This is a genomic window from Pseudoalteromonas sp. 2CM41L (assembly GCF_023161905.1).
GTDB classification, from domain to species: domain Bacteria; phylum Pseudomonadota; class Gammaproteobacteria; order Enterobacterales; family Alteromonadaceae; genus Pseudoalteromonas; species Pseudoalteromonas atlantica.
Window position 1 is genome coordinate 498,308 of record NZ_JALNTN010000001.1, and the last position, 18,550, is coordinate 516,857.

General features: G+C 41.8%; 14 protein-coding genes. 6 read left to right on the plus strand and 8 right to left on the minus strand.

The annotated features are described in order from the left end of the window. Positions 1 to 12 precede the first annotated feature (12 nt). From MTF64_RS02215 to MTF64_RS02240, 6 genes are all read right to left on the minus strand, one after another. Positions 13 to 1,428 (minus strand): efflux transporter outer membrane subunit, encoded by a 1,416-nt coding sequence (locus MTF64_RS02215; RefSeq protein ID WP_248450367.1) that lies wholly within the window; start codon positions 1,426 to 1,428, stop codon positions 13 to 15. Beyond that, positions 1,425 to 4,559 (minus strand): efflux RND transporter permease subunit, encoded by a 3,135-nt coding sequence (locus tag MTF64_RS02220; protein ID WP_024031930.1) that lies wholly within the window; start codon positions 4,557 to 4,559, stop codon positions 1,425 to 1,427. Before MTF64_RS02220 ends, MTF64_RS02215 begins: the two co-directional genes overlap by 4 nt. 12 nt (positions 4,560 to 4,571) lie before the next feature. Further along, positions 4,572 to 5,741 carry an efflux RND transporter periplasmic adaptor subunit gene (locus MTF64_RS02225; RefSeq protein ID WP_064386607.1) on the minus strand — a complete coding sequence of 390 codons (1,170 nt, stop codon included), beginning with the start codon at positions 5,739 to 5,741 and terminating at the stop codon, positions 4,572 to 4,574. A gap of 258 nt (positions 5,742 to 5,999) precedes the next feature. After that, a complete protein-coding gene (locus MTF64_RS02230) occupies positions 6,000 to 7,280 on the minus strand; it encodes a hemolysin family protein (RefSeq protein WP_248450369.1) in 1,281 nt (426 codons plus the stop codon). Between the two features lie 114 nt (positions 7,281 to 7,394). Further along, positions 7,395 to 8,105 (minus strand): transporter substrate-binding domain-containing protein, encoded by a 711-nt coding sequence (locus MTF64_RS02235; protein WP_126009061.1) that lies wholly within the window; start codon positions 8,103 to 8,105, stop codon positions 7,395 to 7,397. Positions 8,106 to 8,224: 119 nt separating this feature from the next. Further along, the gene (locus tag MTF64_RS02240; protein WP_024031934.1) at positions 8,225 to 9,334 is read right to left on the minus strand and encodes an arginase family protein; all 1,110 of its coding nucleotides are present in this window, start codon (positions 9,332 to 9,334) and stop codon (positions 8,225 to 8,227) included. A 434-nt stretch (positions 9,335 to 9,768) separates the two neighbouring features. Between MTF64_RS02240 and udp the strand changes: the two genes are divergently transcribed. Then, complete coding sequence (gene udp / locus MTF64_RS02245) at positions 9,769 to 10,524, plus strand: uridine phosphorylase (RefSeq protein ID WP_004588758.1); 756 nt, start codon at positions 9,769 to 9,771, stop codon at positions 10,522 to 10,524. Positions 10,525 to 10,605: 81 nt separating this feature from the next. Here udp and cdd read toward each other — a convergent pair whose 3' ends face one another. Further along, positions 10,606 to 11,532 carry a cytidine deaminase gene (gene cdd, locus MTF64_RS02250; RefSeq protein WP_055253932.1) on the minus strand — a complete coding sequence of 309 codons (927 nt, stop codon included), beginning with the start codon at positions 11,530 to 11,532 and terminating at the stop codon, positions 10,606 to 10,608. A gap of 106 nt (positions 11,533 to 11,638) precedes the next feature. Then, on the minus strand, positions 11,639 to 14,284 hold the full coding sequence (gene ppc / locus MTF64_RS02255; RefSeq protein ID WP_154945467.1) for a phosphoenolpyruvate carboxylase: 2,646 nt from the start codon (positions 14,282 to 14,284) through the stop codon (positions 11,639 to 11,641). A gap of 120 nt (positions 14,285 to 14,404) precedes the next feature. Here ppc and MTF64_RS02260 point away from each other — a divergent pair, with 120 nt between their 5' ends. The 5 genes from MTF64_RS02260 (at position 14,405) to MTF64_RS02280 (ending at position 18,292) form a co-directional block, all read left to right on the plus strand. After that, on the plus strand, positions 14,405 to 14,803 hold the full coding sequence (locus tag MTF64_RS02260) for a DUF393 domain-containing protein (protein ID WP_248450370.1): 399 nt from the start codon (positions 14,405 to 14,407) through the stop codon (positions 14,801 to 14,803). Continuing rightward, a complete protein-coding gene (locus MTF64_RS02265) occupies positions 14,800 to 15,522 on the plus strand; it encodes an SDR family NAD(P)-dependent oxidoreductase (protein ID WP_248450372.1) in 723 nt (240 codons plus the stop codon). The genes MTF64_RS02260 and MTF64_RS02265 overlap by 4 nt, the downstream gene beginning before the upstream one ends. Before the next feature lie 9 nt (positions 15,523 to 15,531). Then, a complete protein-coding gene (locus tag MTF64_RS02270) occupies positions 15,532 to 16,143 on the plus strand; it encodes a flavin reductase (RefSeq protein ID WP_248450374.1) in 612 nt (203 codons plus the stop codon). Between the two features lie 158 nt (positions 16,144 to 16,301). Then, on the plus strand, positions 16,302 to 17,522 hold the full coding sequence (locus MTF64_RS02275; protein ID WP_154945465.1) for a Xaa-Pro peptidase family protein: 1,221 nt from the start codon (positions 16,302 to 16,304) through the stop codon (positions 17,520 to 17,522). 110 nt (positions 17,523 to 17,632) lie between these two features. Next, positions 17,633 to 18,292, plus strand: coding sequence for a DsbA family oxidoreductase (locus tag MTF64_RS02280; protein WP_248450375.1), 660 nt, complete (start codon positions 17,633 to 17,635; stop codon positions 18,290 to 18,292). Positions 18,293 to 18,550: the final 258 nt, after the last annotated feature.

Sequence of the window (18,550 nt, forward strand, 5' to 3'; positions counted from 1 at the left end):
ACACCTTTCATTTTACTGCTCTTGCACAGGTGTTTTAGCTATATTCCAGCCGCCACCTAAAGCTTTATACAAATTAATTTGGCTGGCAAGGTAAGCCTGCTGACCTGTTATTAACTGCTGTTGAGCCGAGTACCACGTACGCTGTGCATCAAGTACCTGTAGGTAGCTATCAGCGCCTTTTTCGTAACGCATTTTTGATAAATCGTACGTTAGCTGACGCGAACTAATTAGCATATCGAGGGCATCAAGTTGCTCTTTGTAGCCTTCTCTATCTGCTAATGCATCGGCAGTTTCACGAAACGCATTTTGAATTTTTTGCTGGTACGTCGCCACCGCAATTTCTTGATCGGCCTTTGCCACATCAAGGTTTGCCTGGTTACGTCCCATAGTAAAAATTGGTAAGTTGATTGACGGTACAAAGCTCCACGTCCCTGAGCCTGAATCGAACAAGCCACTTAAATCGCTAGACGTACTGCCCGCAGTTGCGGTTAAGCTAATGCTTGGGTAAAACGCCGCACGCGCTATACCTATATTCGCGTTAGCGGCTAATAAAGCGTGCTCAGCGGCTTTAATATCAGGGCGCTGCGTTAATAAATCAGAGGGTAAACCAACAGGTACTTCTGGTAAATCCAGTAAATTAGTTAACGAGTTAGTCGGTAATAAATCACTCGATACAGGACGCCCTACCAGTAAATCTAACGCGCTTTTATCACGCTTTAACAAGCGTTTATATGTTGCTATATCTACTTTTGCAGTGGCAACCGTACTTTTAAGCTGCTCAAGCGTAATTGCCGATGTAGCGCCTAAATCAAAGCTTTTTTGCGTAAGCGAGAGCGACTCCTGCTGCGAGCTTAATGTTTCTTTAGCAAGCTCTAATAGCTGTAAGTCAGTTGCGTAGTTTAACCAAGCATTGGCAAGCTCAGCAATGAGTGAAATTTGCGTGCTGTATTGCGTAAGCTCAGTGTTATAGAGGTTTTGCAGGGCTTGCTCAGACTGGTTACGTACCTTACCCCAAATATCTAATTCATAAGAGGTAATACCAACCGTTGCGCTGTATTGTGAGCTAATACCTGCTTCACCCGTACTGGTTAAATCAGCCGGTAAACGTTGGCGCGTAGCCCCACCATTAAAATCTAATGAAGGGTATAAACCCGAATCTTCAATTTGATATAAACCTCGTACACGCTGCACATTTAATACCGCGATTTGCATATCTTTATTATGCTCAAGGCTTAAGCTAATCAAGGTTTGCAATTTTTCATCATTAAAAAATTGCTGCCAATGTAACTGCTGCGCTGCTGCTTGCTCAGTGTCAGATACATAAGTATCTGGCACTGGTAAAGCAAGGTCTTGTTGCTCAGGGGCTAGTTGGCAGCCACTTAAAACAACTAATGTAATTGCGCTTAAAGTGAAGCGTTTAATGCTCATTGTGCGCTCTCCTTTTTATCGTCGCTGTTTTTCATTGGAAATACACGACGAACTAAAACAAAGAATAACGGCACAAATACCACCACTAAAATAGAAGAGGCAAGCGTACCACCTATAATCGAAATACCCAGTGCATTTTGCGCACCTGAACCGGCACTTGAGGCAATAGCAAGCGGTATAACACCACAAATAAAGGCCATTGAGGTCATTAATATTGGACGTAAGCGTAAGCGTACTGCTGCAATAGCCGCATCGACCAACCCTAAGCCTTCTTGCATTTTATGAATCGCAAATTCTACGATTAATATTGCATTTTTAGAGGCTAATCCTATGGTGGTTAATAAACCTACCTGAAGATAAATATCGTTAGATAAACCTGCCATTACCGCGGCAACCGTAGCTCCAAATATACCTAATGGCACAATAAGCATAACCGCAAACGGTACAGACCAGCTTTCATAAAGCGCTGCTAAACATAAAAATACAAACAATAGCGATAAACCGTAAAGTAACGGTGCTTGGCCACTGCTAGAGCGCTCTTGAAACGAAATACCCGTCCACTCAGAGGCAATTCCATTAGGAAGTTGTTTAACTAAGCGCTCCATTTCATCCATTGCTTGACCAGTACTGTAACCTGGTGCAGCAGTACCTTGAATTTCCATTGCTGAAAAGCCGTTATAACGCTCAAGACGTGGTGAACCATAGGTCCAATACGAACTTGCAAAGGCTGAAAATGGCACCATATCGCCGCTGTCATTACGTACATACCACTTGTTTAAATCCTCTGGCACCATACGTCCTTGCGCTTCACCTTGAAGGTAGACCTTTTTAACGCGGCCACGGTCAATAAAGTCATTAACGTAACTACTACCCCACGCAGTTGATAGCGTGCTGTTAATATCAGCCTGAGACACTCCGAGTGCTTGTGCTTTAGCAAGGTCAACATCAAGTTGCAGCTCGGGCATATCTTCTTGTCCGTTAGGGCGTACACCCGCCAAAATTGGGCTTTGACTCGCTAAACCAAGTAATTGATTACGCGCTGCTAATAAAGCATCGTGGCCAAGTCCAACCCTGTCTTGTAAAAAAATATTAAAACCATTTGCAGTACCTAGCTCAACAATGGCTGGCGGCGGGAAAGCAAACACAAACGCTTCTTTAATCGTTGAGAAATAGCCCATTGCTTTACCTGCCACACCTTGCACAGATAAATCATCACGTTCGCGCTCATCCCAATGCTTAAAGTTTACAAACCCTATTGCTGAGTTTTGACCAGAACCTGCAAAGCTAAATCCGGTTACCGTAAAAATACCGTTAACAGCTTCAGATTGATCGTTTAAATAGTGGTTTTCTACTTTTTTAACCACTTCTAATGTTTCTTCGGTAGTTGAGCCTGCAGGCAGTGAAACCTGGTTAAACAAAATACCTTGGTCTTCATCAGGTAAAAACGCTGTAGGTAGGCTTGAAAAGATATACACCATGCCCGCAACAATAAGGCCATAACATAAAAGGTAGCGCTTAGATAAGCGGATCATACGGCTTACAAAACTTTGCGCGCCGGCATTTGTTTTATCAAACCCGCGGTTAAAACCACTGAAAAAACGGCCAAACATCGAGCTATTATCATGCACGTGGCTAGGCTTTAAAAGCGTGGCACACAATGCAGGTGTTAAAATAAGTGCTACTAATACCGAGAGCCCCATTGCTGATACCAGCGTAATAGAAAACTGACGATAAATAACACCGGTAGAGCCACTAAAGAACGCCATCGGAATAAATACAGCCGACAGCACCATGGCAATACCCACTAGCGCGCCTTTAATTTCATCCATCGATTTACGTGTTGCTTCAAGCGCAGAGAGTTTTTCTTCACTCATTACACGCTCAACGTTTTCTACTACAACAATCGCATCATCAACCAGTAGACCTATGGCAAGTACCATCGCAAACATGGTTAATGTATTTATTGAATAGCCAAACGCGTACAAAATACCAAAAGTACCTAACAACACCACAGGTACAGCTATAGTTGGAATAAGCGTAGCGCGGAAGTTTTGTAAAAACAGATACATAACAACAAATACCAGCACAACCGCTTCTATTAATGTATGCACTACTTTTTCAATCGATAACGAAACAAACGGAGTAGTATCATAAGGAACAACAACATCTAAGCCTTCAGGAAAAAACGCTTTTAACTCTTCAATAGCAGCTTTTACACCTTCTGCGGTATCGAGTGCATTTGCCCCACTGGCAAGCTTAATACCTAAGCCCGATGCTGGTTGTCCATCGTAACGCGCTACAACACGATAGCTTTCACCACCAAGCTCTACACGGGCTACATCTTCAAGGCGTACAAACGAGCCATCGGCGTTTGCCTTAACTATAATGTCTTCAAACTCTTTTGCTGTTTGTAAACGGCTTTGTGCAGTAACGGTAGCATTAAGTTGCTGACCTTCAACCGCAGGCATGCCGCCTAATTGCCCAGCAGACACTTGGGCGTTTTGAGCACTGATTGATGCACTAATATCAGCAGGGGTTAACTTGTAGTTTTGCAGCTTAGCTGGGTCTAACCAAATACGCATAGCATACTGAGAACCAAACAGCTGAACCTCACCTACCCCTTCAACACGCGAAACAATATCTTGAACATTAGATGACACATAATCACCAATATCGATATTCGTCATGCTGCCATCTTTTGATACAAAACCCAGTACCATTAAAAAGTTACGTGCAGACTTAGCCACCGATACACCTTGCCTTTGCACTTCTTCAGGTAGCAAAGGGGTGGCTGTGGCTAACTTGTTTTGCACTTGTACCTGTGCAATATCCGGGTCAGTTTCGGCGCTAAATGAAAGCGTAAGGGTTGCTGAACCACTCGACTCAGAAGTCGATGACATATATAGCAAACCATCAAGGCCTTTCATTTTTTGCTCAATAACTTGGGTAACCGTATCCTCTAGGGTACGTGCTGATGCGCCCGGGTATGTTGCAGTAATACTAATTGCCGGCGGGGCAATTGACGGGTATTGAGCTATTGGTAAACTTTGAATAGCTAAAACACCTGCAAGCATAACCACGATAGCAAGTACCCATGCAAAGATGGGTCTGTCGATAAAAAATCGTGACATTAAAACTCTCCGTTATTGCGCTTTGTCAGCTGTTGCTGATGGTGAAACTTCAGTCGGTGTTACCGGCGCTCCAGGGCGAATTTTTTGTAACCCTTCAATAATCAGTTTATCGCCATCGCTTAGCCCGTCGGTTACTAACCAGTTTGAACCAATCGTTCTGTCTACTTTTAAAACGCGGCTTTCAACGGTGTTTTCTTTGCTAACAACCATGGCTGTTGGCTCGCCTTTTGTATTACGGCTAACCCCACGTTGCGGCACTAAAATAGCGTCTTGTTTTACGCCCTCAACCACAGAGGCACGTGCATACATACCCGGTAATAATAACTTATCAGGATTTGGGAATTTAGCGCGTAAAGTAACCGACCCTGTGCTTGGGTCTACTGTCACTTCAGAGAACTGTAACGTGCCTTTAAGTGGGTAAGTTGAGCCATCTTCCATTTGCAGTTCAACATCTGTTTGCGATTGTGAATCAACGCTCAATGAACCTGAAGAAATAGCTTTTTTAAGTTGAGTTAGCTCGTTGCTTGATTGGGTTAAATCAACATAAATAGGGTCAAGCTGGGTCACTGTTGCCAGTGCTGTTGTTTGATTAGCGCTAACAAGCGCACCAACAGTAACGCTCGATTTACTAATTTGGCCACTTATTGGAGAAGATACATGGCTGTAGTCTAGGTTAATTTGCGCCGATTTAAGCTGTGCTTTCGCCGTTAATAGCTCTGCTTGTGCTTGCTTTTGCGCTGCATCTGCTTCGTCAAAGTCTTGCTGACTTACGGCTTTAATTTTTAAAAGCTCGCTATAACGCGACGCTTTTGATTTAGTGCTGGCAATACTTGCCTCAGCGCGGGCAACAGCTGCTTCGCTTGCTGCTAGGTCAGCTTCAAACGTAGCGGGGTCAATTTGATAAAGCGCTTGGCCTTGCTTAACTTGAGCACCTTCTTTAAATAAACGCGATTGCACAATGCCACTTACTTGCGGGCGGATTTCCGCAATTTGAAAAGCACTAATGCGACCGGGAAGCTCCTTTTTTAGTGTAAGCGCTTGGCTTTTTAATGTAATTACACCAACAGGTACTGCTTGTGGAGCTGAAGCTTGTTGCGAGTCAGCTGCTTGGTCGCAACCTGTTAAAGCAACAGATCCAACGAGGGCTGTTAATACAAATAAAGCGATGCGAGAACGCTGCATGTTAAATACCTTTTAGTCTATTTATGTCTAGAGTGAACGATCATTCTAAAGTAAATCTAAACGAGAATAAATTAAAACGGGTGCAAATTTACACTAACTTACAGTTGCAAAATTAAACTACGCCATAGGTTGTAGAAGGTGTTAACTTGATGAAAAATAAAACGGATAAGTATGAAAAATAAACTTTATTGCGGTGCGTTATTTATTAACCTGCAACAAAAAAGCCAAGCTAAGCTTGGCTTTAATACAAATTTATAACTATTTACTTATACGAGACACCAATAATTGCTCAACCCTTATGCCCTCAACATCAACCACCTCAAATTTAAAGCCATTAAAGGTAAAGTGCTCAGCACGTTTAGGTATACGCTTCATTGTGTATATTAAAAAGCCAGCCACGGTTTCAAAGTGCATTTGATCGGGAAACTCTTCAATGCCTAATACTTTTGCTAAATCAGAAATCGGGGTTAAGCCATCCACTAACCATGAGTGCTCATCGCGGGCAATAATAAGTTCATCGCCTTGGTGGGTAATTAAATCTCCCATAAACCCTTTCATTAAATCTTTTACGGTAACAATACCGACTAACAAGGCATATTCATTTACTACCACAGCAAACGGTTTTGCAGCACTTTTAAATGCATTTAGCGCCTCGGACAGGCTTAGGGTTTCAGGTAAATAAAACACGTCTGTTTCAATCAGCTCTTGCTTAATATTAGCTGGCTCACCCTTTAGTACTTGTCGTAGTATATCTTTTGACTCAACAGAGCCGCGTAATTTATCTAAATTACCCGAGACCACTAAAAAATGATTATGGGGATTTTCAATAATTTTGGTGGCTATATCGTGGCTGCTTTCATTTAAGTCAAAATAAACTATTTGGTCGCGTGGGGTCATTACACTTGATAAAAAGCGTGCTTCTAGTTCAAACACATTGCCAATTAGCTCATACTCTTGTTGTTGTAAGCTGCCGTATTCTGCGCCCGCATCCATCATCGCCACAATGTCTTCGGTGGTAACAATGTCTTCTCGCTCTGCGGGTACTTTAAATAAACGCAGTACAAAATTAGTTAAACCATTAAAAAACATCACTAATGGCGTAAGTGCAAAAGTAACCCATCGCATTATTGTTACCACACGCACAGCCACCGCTTCGGGCATGATCATCGCTAAACGCTTTGGCATTAAATCCGCAAATAATATAAACAGCGAGGTAATGGTAAAAAACGAAAATAAAAAGCTAATTTTTTCAAGGTGTACACCTTGATAAAAAAGCACCAATACACTTTGTACATAAGGCGATAGCGCTTGCTCGCCCACTATTCCGCCTAAAATAGCAATCGCGTTTAGGGCAATTTGGATCATCGCAAAAAACGCCCCAGGGTTTTCTTGCAGTTTTAATACCGCGGCTGCGTTATCACTGCCTTCATCGGCCATTACCCGCAGTTTAATTTTACGCGACGCTGCAATAGCAATTTCCGACATGGCAAACAACGCACTGATCAAGATCAATAAGCTAATCCCGATTAAATCACCCATTTAACGCTCCAAAAGTTAGCGCTTTTTCAATAAAAAGCAGCTGATTATAGACGCTTTTTTAAACGCGGCAATTTATATTTATGCTTTTACAGGCTAAATTAATAAGTCATTGAGTTAGCGTTGTTTATTTTGCTTTTTTGCTTCATCGAATGCCAGCGCGAGTCTATCTTGTAGGCTTTGCGGCATGTTTTTATTACAGGCAAAGTAAAGGGGGGAGTGTTGTGTATTGAGCGTAAATATAGGCTCTAATAATTTAAGCTTTGGCTCAAACTGTGCGCGGTAGTTAAATTGTTTTTTACTTAATATAACAAAGTCGAGAATATCGTGCCGTGTGCTTATTAATTTATCTATTTTGTCTAAGCTATCAATTATCAATAAGTTTTTAGCTTCACTAAAGCCACGCTCTAACAAATAATGGTGGCTAAAATTATCCCTAAGCACCGCTGTTTTATATTTTTTAGCGTCGTTAAGCGTTTTTAAGCGAATGTTTCGTGATTTAAGGGCATAAATAGCAGAGTCAAAACTTTCAAGCTCAGCCACCCAGCTAAACTTATCTTCTCGCTTAGGTAACCTTACAATAGAAAATATACAGGTATTCGTATCTCTTAATACTGCGTTATAAGACACAGCCCAACTGTGCGCTAACATAGTGTATTTAATATCTGTATTGGCGAGCGCGTTTCTCACTTTATCTACAGAGCGCCCTGCAAGTTGGTTGTTTTCGTCAATGTATTGAAAGTCGGGGAATACTTCGGTCACTATTGTAATTTCAGCTGCATTAAGCCTTATGCATGCAAAACACAACAAAAATAAGTACAGCTTCATTTAGCTTCGCCTCAAAACTAAAACAGATATACACCAACTATAGCCGAGGGTAACCGAACCGCTAGTTTTTAACCTAGCCCTATGCGCTGATAGGACTAGATTTTTTAAAGAATAACTTGCTATTTATTCATTGCACTAATTAAGAACGCTGAAATTTTAGCGCCTTCACGTAATGTTGTTTCTGAACTTGCTTGGCCTACTAATGAGCTGTCGGTAAATGGCGCTATTTCCATCATGTCGGCGCCAGTAATTGGAAACTCATCGGCAATAGCTTGTAGAATATCAAGTGCATGTTGCGGGGTTAAGCCGTTATCTTCTGGTGTGCCCGTTGCTGAGGCAAATTCGGCATCGAGTGCGTCTATGTCAAAGCTTACGTACACTTCATCTACGTTATCGGCTTTAAGCTGCGCAATGGTTTCATCAGCAACCGCTTTTGCACCACGCTCTATAATTTCATTAGCCCAATGTTGTTTTACACCAAAGGTGCTTTCCCAGTGCGATTTAGGTTTACCGCTTGAGCGAATACCAAACTGGATTAAATGATGCGGTGCAGGTAAAAACTCTAATATATGCGTACACCACGAGCCAAAACATAAATCTATCCCTAAGCGCTCTACTAATAAATCGGTATGCGCATCAAAATGAATAATAGCGGTACGTTTGCCTTGCTCACGCTTAGCTTTTAAATACGCTTTAGTTAGCGGGTAGCTAATTGAGTGATCGCCCCCAATCCCAAATATGCCTTTATCTTTAAATGTGGCGTAAAAGCTGTCACACACATCTTCGGTAATAGAAAGTGGGCTTACGTAGTAATCATCGTTTTTATCGCCGTATAGGGCTTTTTGGCAGTTTGAAATTGTGGCGTCGTTTAAGTATTTATCATGCAATAAATGCGGGATAACACGTACATCACCTAAATCAAAAGAGCGGCACTGGGTTTGCTGATCAATCAAGGCTGAGCGTAAAAATAATGGCCCCCAGTTTGCTCCACGTAAAATACCGCCGCCACAATCTGAGCTAATACCTAACATAACCGCTTTGTGAGGAGATTCGGGTAATTGTGTTAAAGAATCGCGCCACAAAACATCAACATTTTCGCTTTGCCCATACAATTTATTACGTAATGCCGCTTTACGCTCTTTCGCGGTATTAACTGTAAATACACCATCGCCAGGTGCACATAAACAGTGCTCTACTTTACGTTTAAACGCGTCAAATTGTGTGCTCATAATAAATCCTATACTTGTGTGTTTTATTCATGTGGTTTTGATTAGTTATGCAAAAACTAAAATTATCGGCCTATTTGCAAATAACGCGCAATGCGCTCACTTATTGCTCAAGCATTATTTATGCGCTTATATAAAAGCCGTTAAAAAAAGCTAAAATAAAACCGTAACTGTTTGTTATTAAATAACTAAAAACGCTTTAAACCACGTATTGATAAATTTAAATTATCACCATAATCAATACATATAGACTCTCAATAAACAAGTCAACCACCCGCCTTTTAACGAACTTTAAGCCTTTGATTTAATATTCAATGTGAATGAATAAAGCCATCATTTATAAGTATTTTTCAACATCGGACATACGTCCTGTACTTAGTTTACATTTGCCGTAATGATGCTAGATTGACAACAAATTTTTATAAAAAGGCTTAGTTATGGAAAAGGTATTTCACTTAGGATTATGTATTGACGATTTAAAAGGGGCTGAACTTGCTATTGTCCCTGGTGACCCAGATCGTGCTGCACGCATTTCTCAATTCCTAGACAACCCAACCTGCCTTGCTCAAACACGTGAGTTTCATGTTTATTTAGGCCAGTTAAATGGTCACTCTGTGGTGATTTGTTCAACCGGTATTGGCGGCCCTTCAACCTCTATTGCTGTAGAGGAGCTGGCACAGCTTGGCGTACGTACTTTCTTACGTATTGGTACTACTGGGGCAATTCAGCCACATATTAATGAAGGTGATATTTTAGTAAGCCAAGCGTCTGTGCGTTTAGATGGCGCAAGCCAACACTTTGCACCACTTAGCTACCCTGCAGTATCTGACTTTTTTGCCACTCAAGCTATGGTGCAAGCGTGTAAAAACCTAGATATCGACTTCCACATTGGTATTACTGCCTCAAGCGACACATTCTACCCAGGGCAAGAGCGTTACGATACGCACTCGGGTTATGTACCTAAGTCATTACAAGGTAGCTGTGAAGAGTGGCAAAACCTAGGCGTGATGAACTACGAAATGGAGTCTGCTACCTTATTTACCATGTGTGCAGCACTAGGCCTTAAAGCGGCGTGTGTTGCCGGTGTATTGGTTAACCGTACTCGCCAAGAAATTCCAAATGTTGATCACGGTGAAATTGAGAAGAAATCTGTGGCCGTGGTATTAGAAGCTGCAAAAGTACTATTAGGCTAATGCCTTTTTAGCGCTTTAATAAAACGCATAAAGCACAGCAATTGCTGTGCTTTAATGTTTTTAGCTTACCCTAAATTCTGGTTACCTTAGCTTTGCGCTAATCACTTCTATTTCTGGCAAATTGCTAAAGCTTGCAAGTACCGCACGTGCTACTCCCCCTTGGTTTTCATGACCTTGGGTTTCTAACAGTGTAATTGCTTTAATCGTTTTATCGTTAAAGCTAAGACCCGCTAAAAACAATTGACTAAGCGCACTTTGAAGTGGCGAAAGGCTTGGGCTGTAAGCCGCGTTTTCTGCGTAACTGCCGTAAAAGTCACCATTATTAAAGGTGCTTATTTTAACTGCGCTAAAGTTGTTACTGTAAGGTACGTAGGCCATTAGCGCCATGGCTGCTAGTTTTTCATCAAGGGCTGTATCTGCAAATGTGTGTTGCTGCTGTTTTGGGTTAAACAGGCTAAAATCGTTGCCTAAATCAGTGGGGCCAAATGAATGCGGTAATAAATCAGCTAATTTAAAGTGCTGATCTGGTAGTAAAATATCAAACTCTTTTGCATCAGCCAGTTCGTTCATAAACTGCCTGCAATAGCCACATGGGGCATCGCTAATTGCTATTTTTAGTATTTTTTTTGCGCCATTTAACCACGCATTGTTAATCGCCGACTGCTCTGCATGCACGACTAGACTAAGCGCCTGGTGATCAAACTCAACATTCGCACCAAAATAAAAATTTATATCACCTTGCTCATCAAGTGCTTTAACAATCGCTCCCACATGAAAATGAGAAACAGGAGCCACCGAAAATTCAGACGCTAAAGGCACTAAACCTTGTAATAACGCGTCATCAGATACATTAAGTTGCGCGCATAATTGGCTAATATCGTTAGGATGTAAAATACCGCGCTGGGCTTTTAATTGGCTGCGTAATGCTTGAGTTTGCGTAACGCTTAGTGAGATATGTGAATTCGTGAGTGCTGTGTCTTGTTGCACAGTAAAAGTTGCTGATGCCATAACATATTATAATTATTTAATGGCTAAGTAGTTTAAAAGGTTAGGCGCCTAAATGCCAGCAAAAAAGGGAGCACACTGTGCTCCCCTGTTTTTTAGTTAAAGTAGACTAACCAGTATTGCGCATACCTGCAGCAATACCTGTCATGGTGATCATTAATGCATTATCAATATCACCTTCACTTACTTTATCGCTTGAGCGCGAGCGGCGCAGCAGCTCAACTTGCAGTACATTAAGCGGATCGGTGTACGGATTACGCAGCGCAATCGACTCTTTTATCCATGGTTGATCTGCCAATAAGCTATTTTGTGGGCTAAGCGATTGCACTAAGCTAATTGCTTCTTCTAGCTCTTTACGTAACGAGATACCTAGTGGTTTGTACATGTCTTCCACCAGCGCGTTATCGTAATGCTCACTTAACCAGCTATCGGCTTTACTAAATACCATTTCTAGCATTTCAAGACGTGCTCTGAAAAATGGCCATTGCAAGCTCATTTCGTGCAGTGTTTCTATGCCGTATTTATCGAGTGCCGCTTTTAAGCCTGTTAATGCACCAAGCCATGCAGGTAACATTAAACGGTTTTGGCTCCATGCAAAAATCCATGGAATAGCACGTAAGCTCTCAACCCCACCATTTGGGTTACGTTTCGCAGGACGCGAGCCCAATGGTAATTTAGACAGCTCTAGCTCAGGCGTTGCCATTCTAAAGTAAGGAACAAAGTTTTCATCATGGCGAACCACATTACGGTAGTGATCGCACGACTGCTCGCTTATCAACTTCATCACTTCACGCCATTCTTGCTTAGGTTCTGGCGGTGGTAATAAGTTACTTTGCAGTACGGCACCCGCGTAAATGTTTAAACTTTGCAGTGCTACATCGGGTAAACCAAACTTAAAGCGGATCATTTCGCCTTGCTCAGTTACACGCAAGCCACCTTTTAATGAACCAGGCGGTTGTGAATGCAGTGCTTGTGCAGCAGGCGCACCACCGCGCCCTACCGTACCACCACGACCATGGAATAAAACAAGTTCAATGCCGCGCTCATCGGCAAGCTGCACTAGTTTATCCATTGCTTCGTACTGTGCCCAGCCTGCGGCCATCATGCCGGCATCTTTAGCTGAATCAGAATAACCAATCATGACATTTTGGGTATTTTTAATATGCCCGCGGTACCATACGTTATCAAGCAACGTGGTAATTACATCGCTACCGGCGTTTAAATCGTCAAGCGTTTCAAACAAAGGCGCTACTGGTAAATCAAACTGACAGCCACTTTCTTTTAAAAGCAGTTGTACAGCTAAAATGTCAGAGGCGGTACGCGCCATTGAAATAATATACAAGCCAAATGTTTTTTCATCTTGCTTAGCTATTACATCAAAGGTGTCGAGTACTTCTTGCACCTCTGGACTTGGTTGCCAGTTTTTAGGAATAAGCGGACGGCGTGAGTTAAGCTCGGTAAGCAAAAATGCTTGCTTATCTTGCTCTTGCCATTGGTTGTAATCGCCTAAGCCTAGGTGGCGTGTAAGCTCAGAAAACACATCGCTGTGGCGGTCTGAATCTTGGCGTACATCAAGTTTTGCCAAACGCAGGCCAAAGCTATTTATACGGTGCAGTAAATCAAGTAATAAACCATCGGCGACAACTTTCATGTTGCACTTTAATAAAGAGCGATAGCACACCTCTACTGGGTGCTTGATTTGATTTATATCAGTGATTAAGTCTTCTGAATCGCTGCGCTTATTCTTAATTTTTGCACCTAAATGCACCACTGTTTCAGAGACTTGGTTTTTAAGCTTTTTAAGTACAGCGCGATAAGGTTCAAAGTCTTGTCCTGCCAGCTCAATTAGCTCATCGCTTGCATCTGACATGCTCAGCTCTGCGCTTAGCGTGTCAATATCACGGCTGTATAAATCAAGTGCCATCCAACGACCATGGTCAAGTACTTGCTGTGTTACCTGTGCGGTTACAAATGGGTTACCGTCACGGTCTCCGCCCATCCAAGAGGTAAACTCAATGGGGCTGTAATCAATCGGAAGCTCTAAACTTAAATGCTCTTTAACTTGATCTGAAAACTCACGTAAAAAGCGTGGCACAGCATGCCATAAGCTGTTTTCAATAACAGCGTATCCCCATTTAGCTTCATCAACTGGGCTTGGGCGAGAACGACGAATATCATCGGTGTGCCATGCTTGGCTGATAAGCTGAGCGATACGGTTTAAAATAGCTTCACGCTCTTGTGGTAAATTGTCTTTGCGCTCAAGCGATGCTAAACAATCACTTAATTCTACGTGCTTATTAATAATTGTACGGCGCGTCACCTCGGTTGGGTGAGCGGTTAATACTAAGTTTATGTGGAGTTTTGAGAGTGTTTCGGCCAGATGATTACTATCTAATTGGCCTTCTTTTGCTTTTGCAGTTAACGTTTTTAATGTTTGAGTGAGAGGGTTTAGTTGGCAAAAACCAACATCATTAAAACGCGAAACAGTGTGGAACTGCTCTGCTACATTAGCTAAATTTAAAAAATGATTAAATGAACGGGCAACCGGTAAAAGCTCTTCATCACTAAGCGCATGTAGTACCTCAATTAGCGCTTGTCTGTCGTCTTCGTTACCACTGCGAGATGACTTTGATAAAGCGCGAATTTCCTCTACTTTATCTAAAATCGCTTGGCCTTGGGCATCTTTAATAGTTTGTCCTAGTAGCTGCCCAAGTAAATTAACATTACCTCGCAAGGCGGCATATTGTTCACTCATTTCTCAGTCTCCTTTGTTTCATGGAATGCTATTAATATCATCATGAGCGCAGATTTAATAGATCCATTTGCAATGGTGAATCGTAATTAGCTATATGTAAATTATTAGAAAACGGCTTTTATGATCATTTTTTACGACGCCAGCTGCCCGCTTTGCAATACCGAAATGCAGCACCTTAAAGATGCTGATACTAAACATAAAATTGTTTTAGAAGACCTTAATAGCCACGATTTTAGCGCACGTTATCCAAGTGTTAATAAAAACAAGGCCATGGCTATATTGCATGCACAGTTACCAACTGGCGAGATGATTTACGGCTTAGATGTTACCTATCAAGCGTGGAGAACAGTAGGAAAATACCGCTGGTTGAAAATTTTTCGCTTGCCAATAATTCGCTACTTCGCTGATGCCGCCTATATGTTTTTTGCAAAACACAGACAAAAAATAAGCCGTTTGCTCATGCCAAACGCCTCATGTTTAAACGGCCAATGCACTGTTAATACAAAGGACAAACAATGAAAACAATTGTTTTATTTGGTGCCAGCAGCGCAATAGCACAAGCTTATATTGAGCACCTACAAATAAATGCACCCACAGTGCAAGTTATATGTGTTAGCTCAAAAAAGGCAGATACAAATAGTAATGTTGTTTACATAAAGAGCGATTACACAGCGCAAAGCTTAGCCAAGGTTACAACTTACTTAAAAGAGCAAAATGCCGAGATTCAACAAGTCGTTATGTTTAATGGCACATTGCACAATAAAAACCACATGCCAGAAAAAAAGCTAGAAGAGCTAAACGCAGACTATTTTAATGAATTATTTAATTCCAACACACTCACTCCCTTACTGTGCTTGCAGAGCATTTTACCGCTGTTAACACATAAAACGCAGTGCACTATAACGGCGCTCAGTGCGCGTGTGGGCAGTATTAACGATAATAAATTAGGCGGTTGGTATACATACCGCGCATCTAAAGCGGCCTTAAACATGCTATTTAAAACCGCAGCGGTAGAACTGGCGCGCCGAGCTAAAAATACTAAACTGGTGTTATTTCATCCGGGCACTACCGATACTGCGCTTTCAAAACCATTTCAAAAAAACGTGCCTGCGGATAAGCTTTTTAGCGCTGAATTTGTAGCTAAACAGCTTTTTACATTTACGTTTAATAACCCTCATTTAGAACTTAACGGTGAGCCCGCCTATTTAGATTGGCAAGGCGAAGCCATACCCTGGTAAGGACCTTTAATGCATTTTACTAAAGAGCGCATAAACGCACTTGAAAAACACACTCGTACTCATTTAATTAATTCACTTTCGGGTTTTAAAAGCGCCAACTTAATTGGCACGCAAGACAAGCAAGGCAATACAAATGTAGCTATTGTTAGCTCGGTTATTCATTTAGGGGCTCACCCGCCATTGGTTGGCATGATAATGCGTCCTAATAGCGTGCCTCGCCATACGTTTGAAAACATCATAGAAACCGGCTGTTACACCATTAACCAAGTTAATAAGGCCATATATAAGCAAGCTCATCAAACATCTGCTCGCTACGATAAAGGCGAGTCGGAGTTTGACGCGACAGGTTTAACGCCAGAATACCTAAATGAATTTACAGCCCCGTTTGTGCAAGAGTCGCGATTAAAATACTCTGTAAAATACGTTGAGCACCAACACTTAGCCGTTAATGGCACCGAGCTGGTTATAGGTGAAATTACCGATGTGTATTTAGATGAAGCGGCGCTTCAAAGTGATGGCTTTTTAGATTTGCAAGCCATTGAAACAGTGGCTGTAACAGGGCTTGATAGCTACCACACTAGCAATAAATTATCGCGTTTACCTTACGCTAAAAAACTCTAGCATGCATGTTGTCGCATAATATTGAATTATGATTTTACATTAAACACAATGCCTTACACCAATCTGCTTATTCGGGCTTTTTAACATTTTAGTGAAATTTAATATGTTCAATTGCTCAAGTATTTATGCAGCTTGGTATTGAAACCAAGGAGACTTTTATGGCCACACTAGGCGTTGGTACACACACAAGCGAGCAAGCATTAGCGGGATTAAGCAATATGACCGCCAATGTAACCCCTATTCAAGCAGATGAATATTTACAGCGCATTGCAAAAGCACAAGCTTATATGCAAGCAAATAATATTGATGCAATTTATTTAAATGCAGGTACAAACCTTACTTATTTTACAGGTATGAAATGGTATGCAAGTGAGCGCATGGTTGGCGCCATTTTACCCGCTATAGGCGATGTACAATACATAGCCCCTTATTTTGAAATTGGCACCCTAAACGGCTTTAAAGTGATTGAAGGCCCCATTCATGGCTGGCAAGAGCACGAAAACCCTTATGCGCTATTTGTAAGTGTACTCAAGCAGCTCAACATTAATGACAATGCCACAATAGGCATTGATGAAAGTGCACAGTTTTTTATATTTGATGGCATTAACAAAGCGCAAAAAGGCTTAAATATAGTTAATGCTCAAAGTGTTACTGCACATTGCCGCATGCATAAATCAGTAAACGAATTAGCGCTTATGCAATGCGCAATGGATATGACCCTTGCAGTGCACCAAGCAACTGCAAGCATGCTATATGAAGGTATTACCACCACAGAGGTAGAAGCCTTTATTAAAAAAGCGCATCAAAAGGTAGGTGCACCAGGTAACTATTTTTGCATTGTATTGTTTGGTGTGGCGACCTCATTTCCACATGGCGTTAAAGATGCGCAAGTGCTTAAAAAAGGCGATATGGTATTAATAGATACCGGTTGCAAAGTGCATGATTACCTTTCAGATATAACCCGCACCTATGTATTTGGTGAGCCAACAGTGCGACAACGGATGTTTTGGGATCATGAAAAAGCAGCTCAACTCGCCGCTTTTAGTGCTGCAAAAATTGGCGCTACGTGTGAAGCCGTTGATGCAGGCGCTCGTCACTATTTAGCGGCTCAAGGATTGGGGCCACAGTATCAAACACCGGGCTGCCCGCATCGTACGGGCCATGGTATTGGCTTAGACATTCACGAATGGCCTTATTTAGTCGGTGGAGACAAAACCCCACTTGCACCTGGCATGTGTTTTAGTAACGAGCCAATGCTAGTAATACCTGATGAATTTGGTGTACGTTTGGAGGATCACTTTTATATGACCGACAACGGCCCGCATTGGTTTACACAACCAAGTTATAGTATTGACGACCCGTTTGGGCTGAACGCTTAAACCCTTTATAAAGAGCAGCCATTAGCTGCTCTTTTTAGTTTGAGGATTGATAATGCATACTTCATCCCAATATCGTTTGTTATACCAAAGCAATCCGCAAAAGGATGAATATGAAAAACTTTAAAATTGATATCGTGTCAGACGTAATGTGCCCATGGTGCGTAATAGGTTACAAAAACCTAGAAACAGCGCTTGGCCAACTTAAAGACGAGATGAGTGCAGATATTACGTGGCATCCTTTTGAGCTAAATCCTGACATGCCGCTTGAAGGTCAAAATTTAAATGAGCACCTAATGCAAAAGTACAACCTAAGCGAAGAGCAAGGCGATGAAAATCGTAAAAACATGTACGAAGCAGGTCAGCGTGCCGGGTTTACCTTTAATTTTGATGGTGAGCGCATCATGATCAACAGCTTTGATTTACACCGCCTACTTACTTGGGCGCGTGAAGAAGATAAGCAAACCGAATTAAAGCTTGCCATGTTTGAAGCACACTTCACCGATTTAAAATACTTAAATCAAGAAGAGGCACTGCTTGATGTAGTAGAAAGTGTTGGCCTTGATAAAGAACAGGCGCGTAGTATTTTACACTCAGATAAATACGTTCAAACAGTACGCCAAGAGCAAGACCGCTTTAAGCAACTCGGTATTACTTCAGTCCCTACATTTATTATCAACGATAAATATGCAATCAGTGGCGGACAACCGAGTGAGTCGTTTATTCAAGCACTAAAACAAATTAGTGAAGAAGAGGCCAAGCAAGACGCTTAGCAAGTAAGCTGCTGTTTAACATATATAAGGCTGCGCAATGCAGTCTTATATGATTTTAAAGGTGCAGCGTGACTTTACTGCCTACGTGAACCTATTTTTCTATAAGCTTTTAACAAAAACCCTCTGCTACTCAAACTTTACCTTCTGCGCTTTTATAAAAGTGCTGGCACTATACGTGCATTGCCTATTTTGTGTTCTTAATGAGTGTGCTGCGCGCTATTTTATTTCAAATACCACGTAAATATTACAACGTGCCAT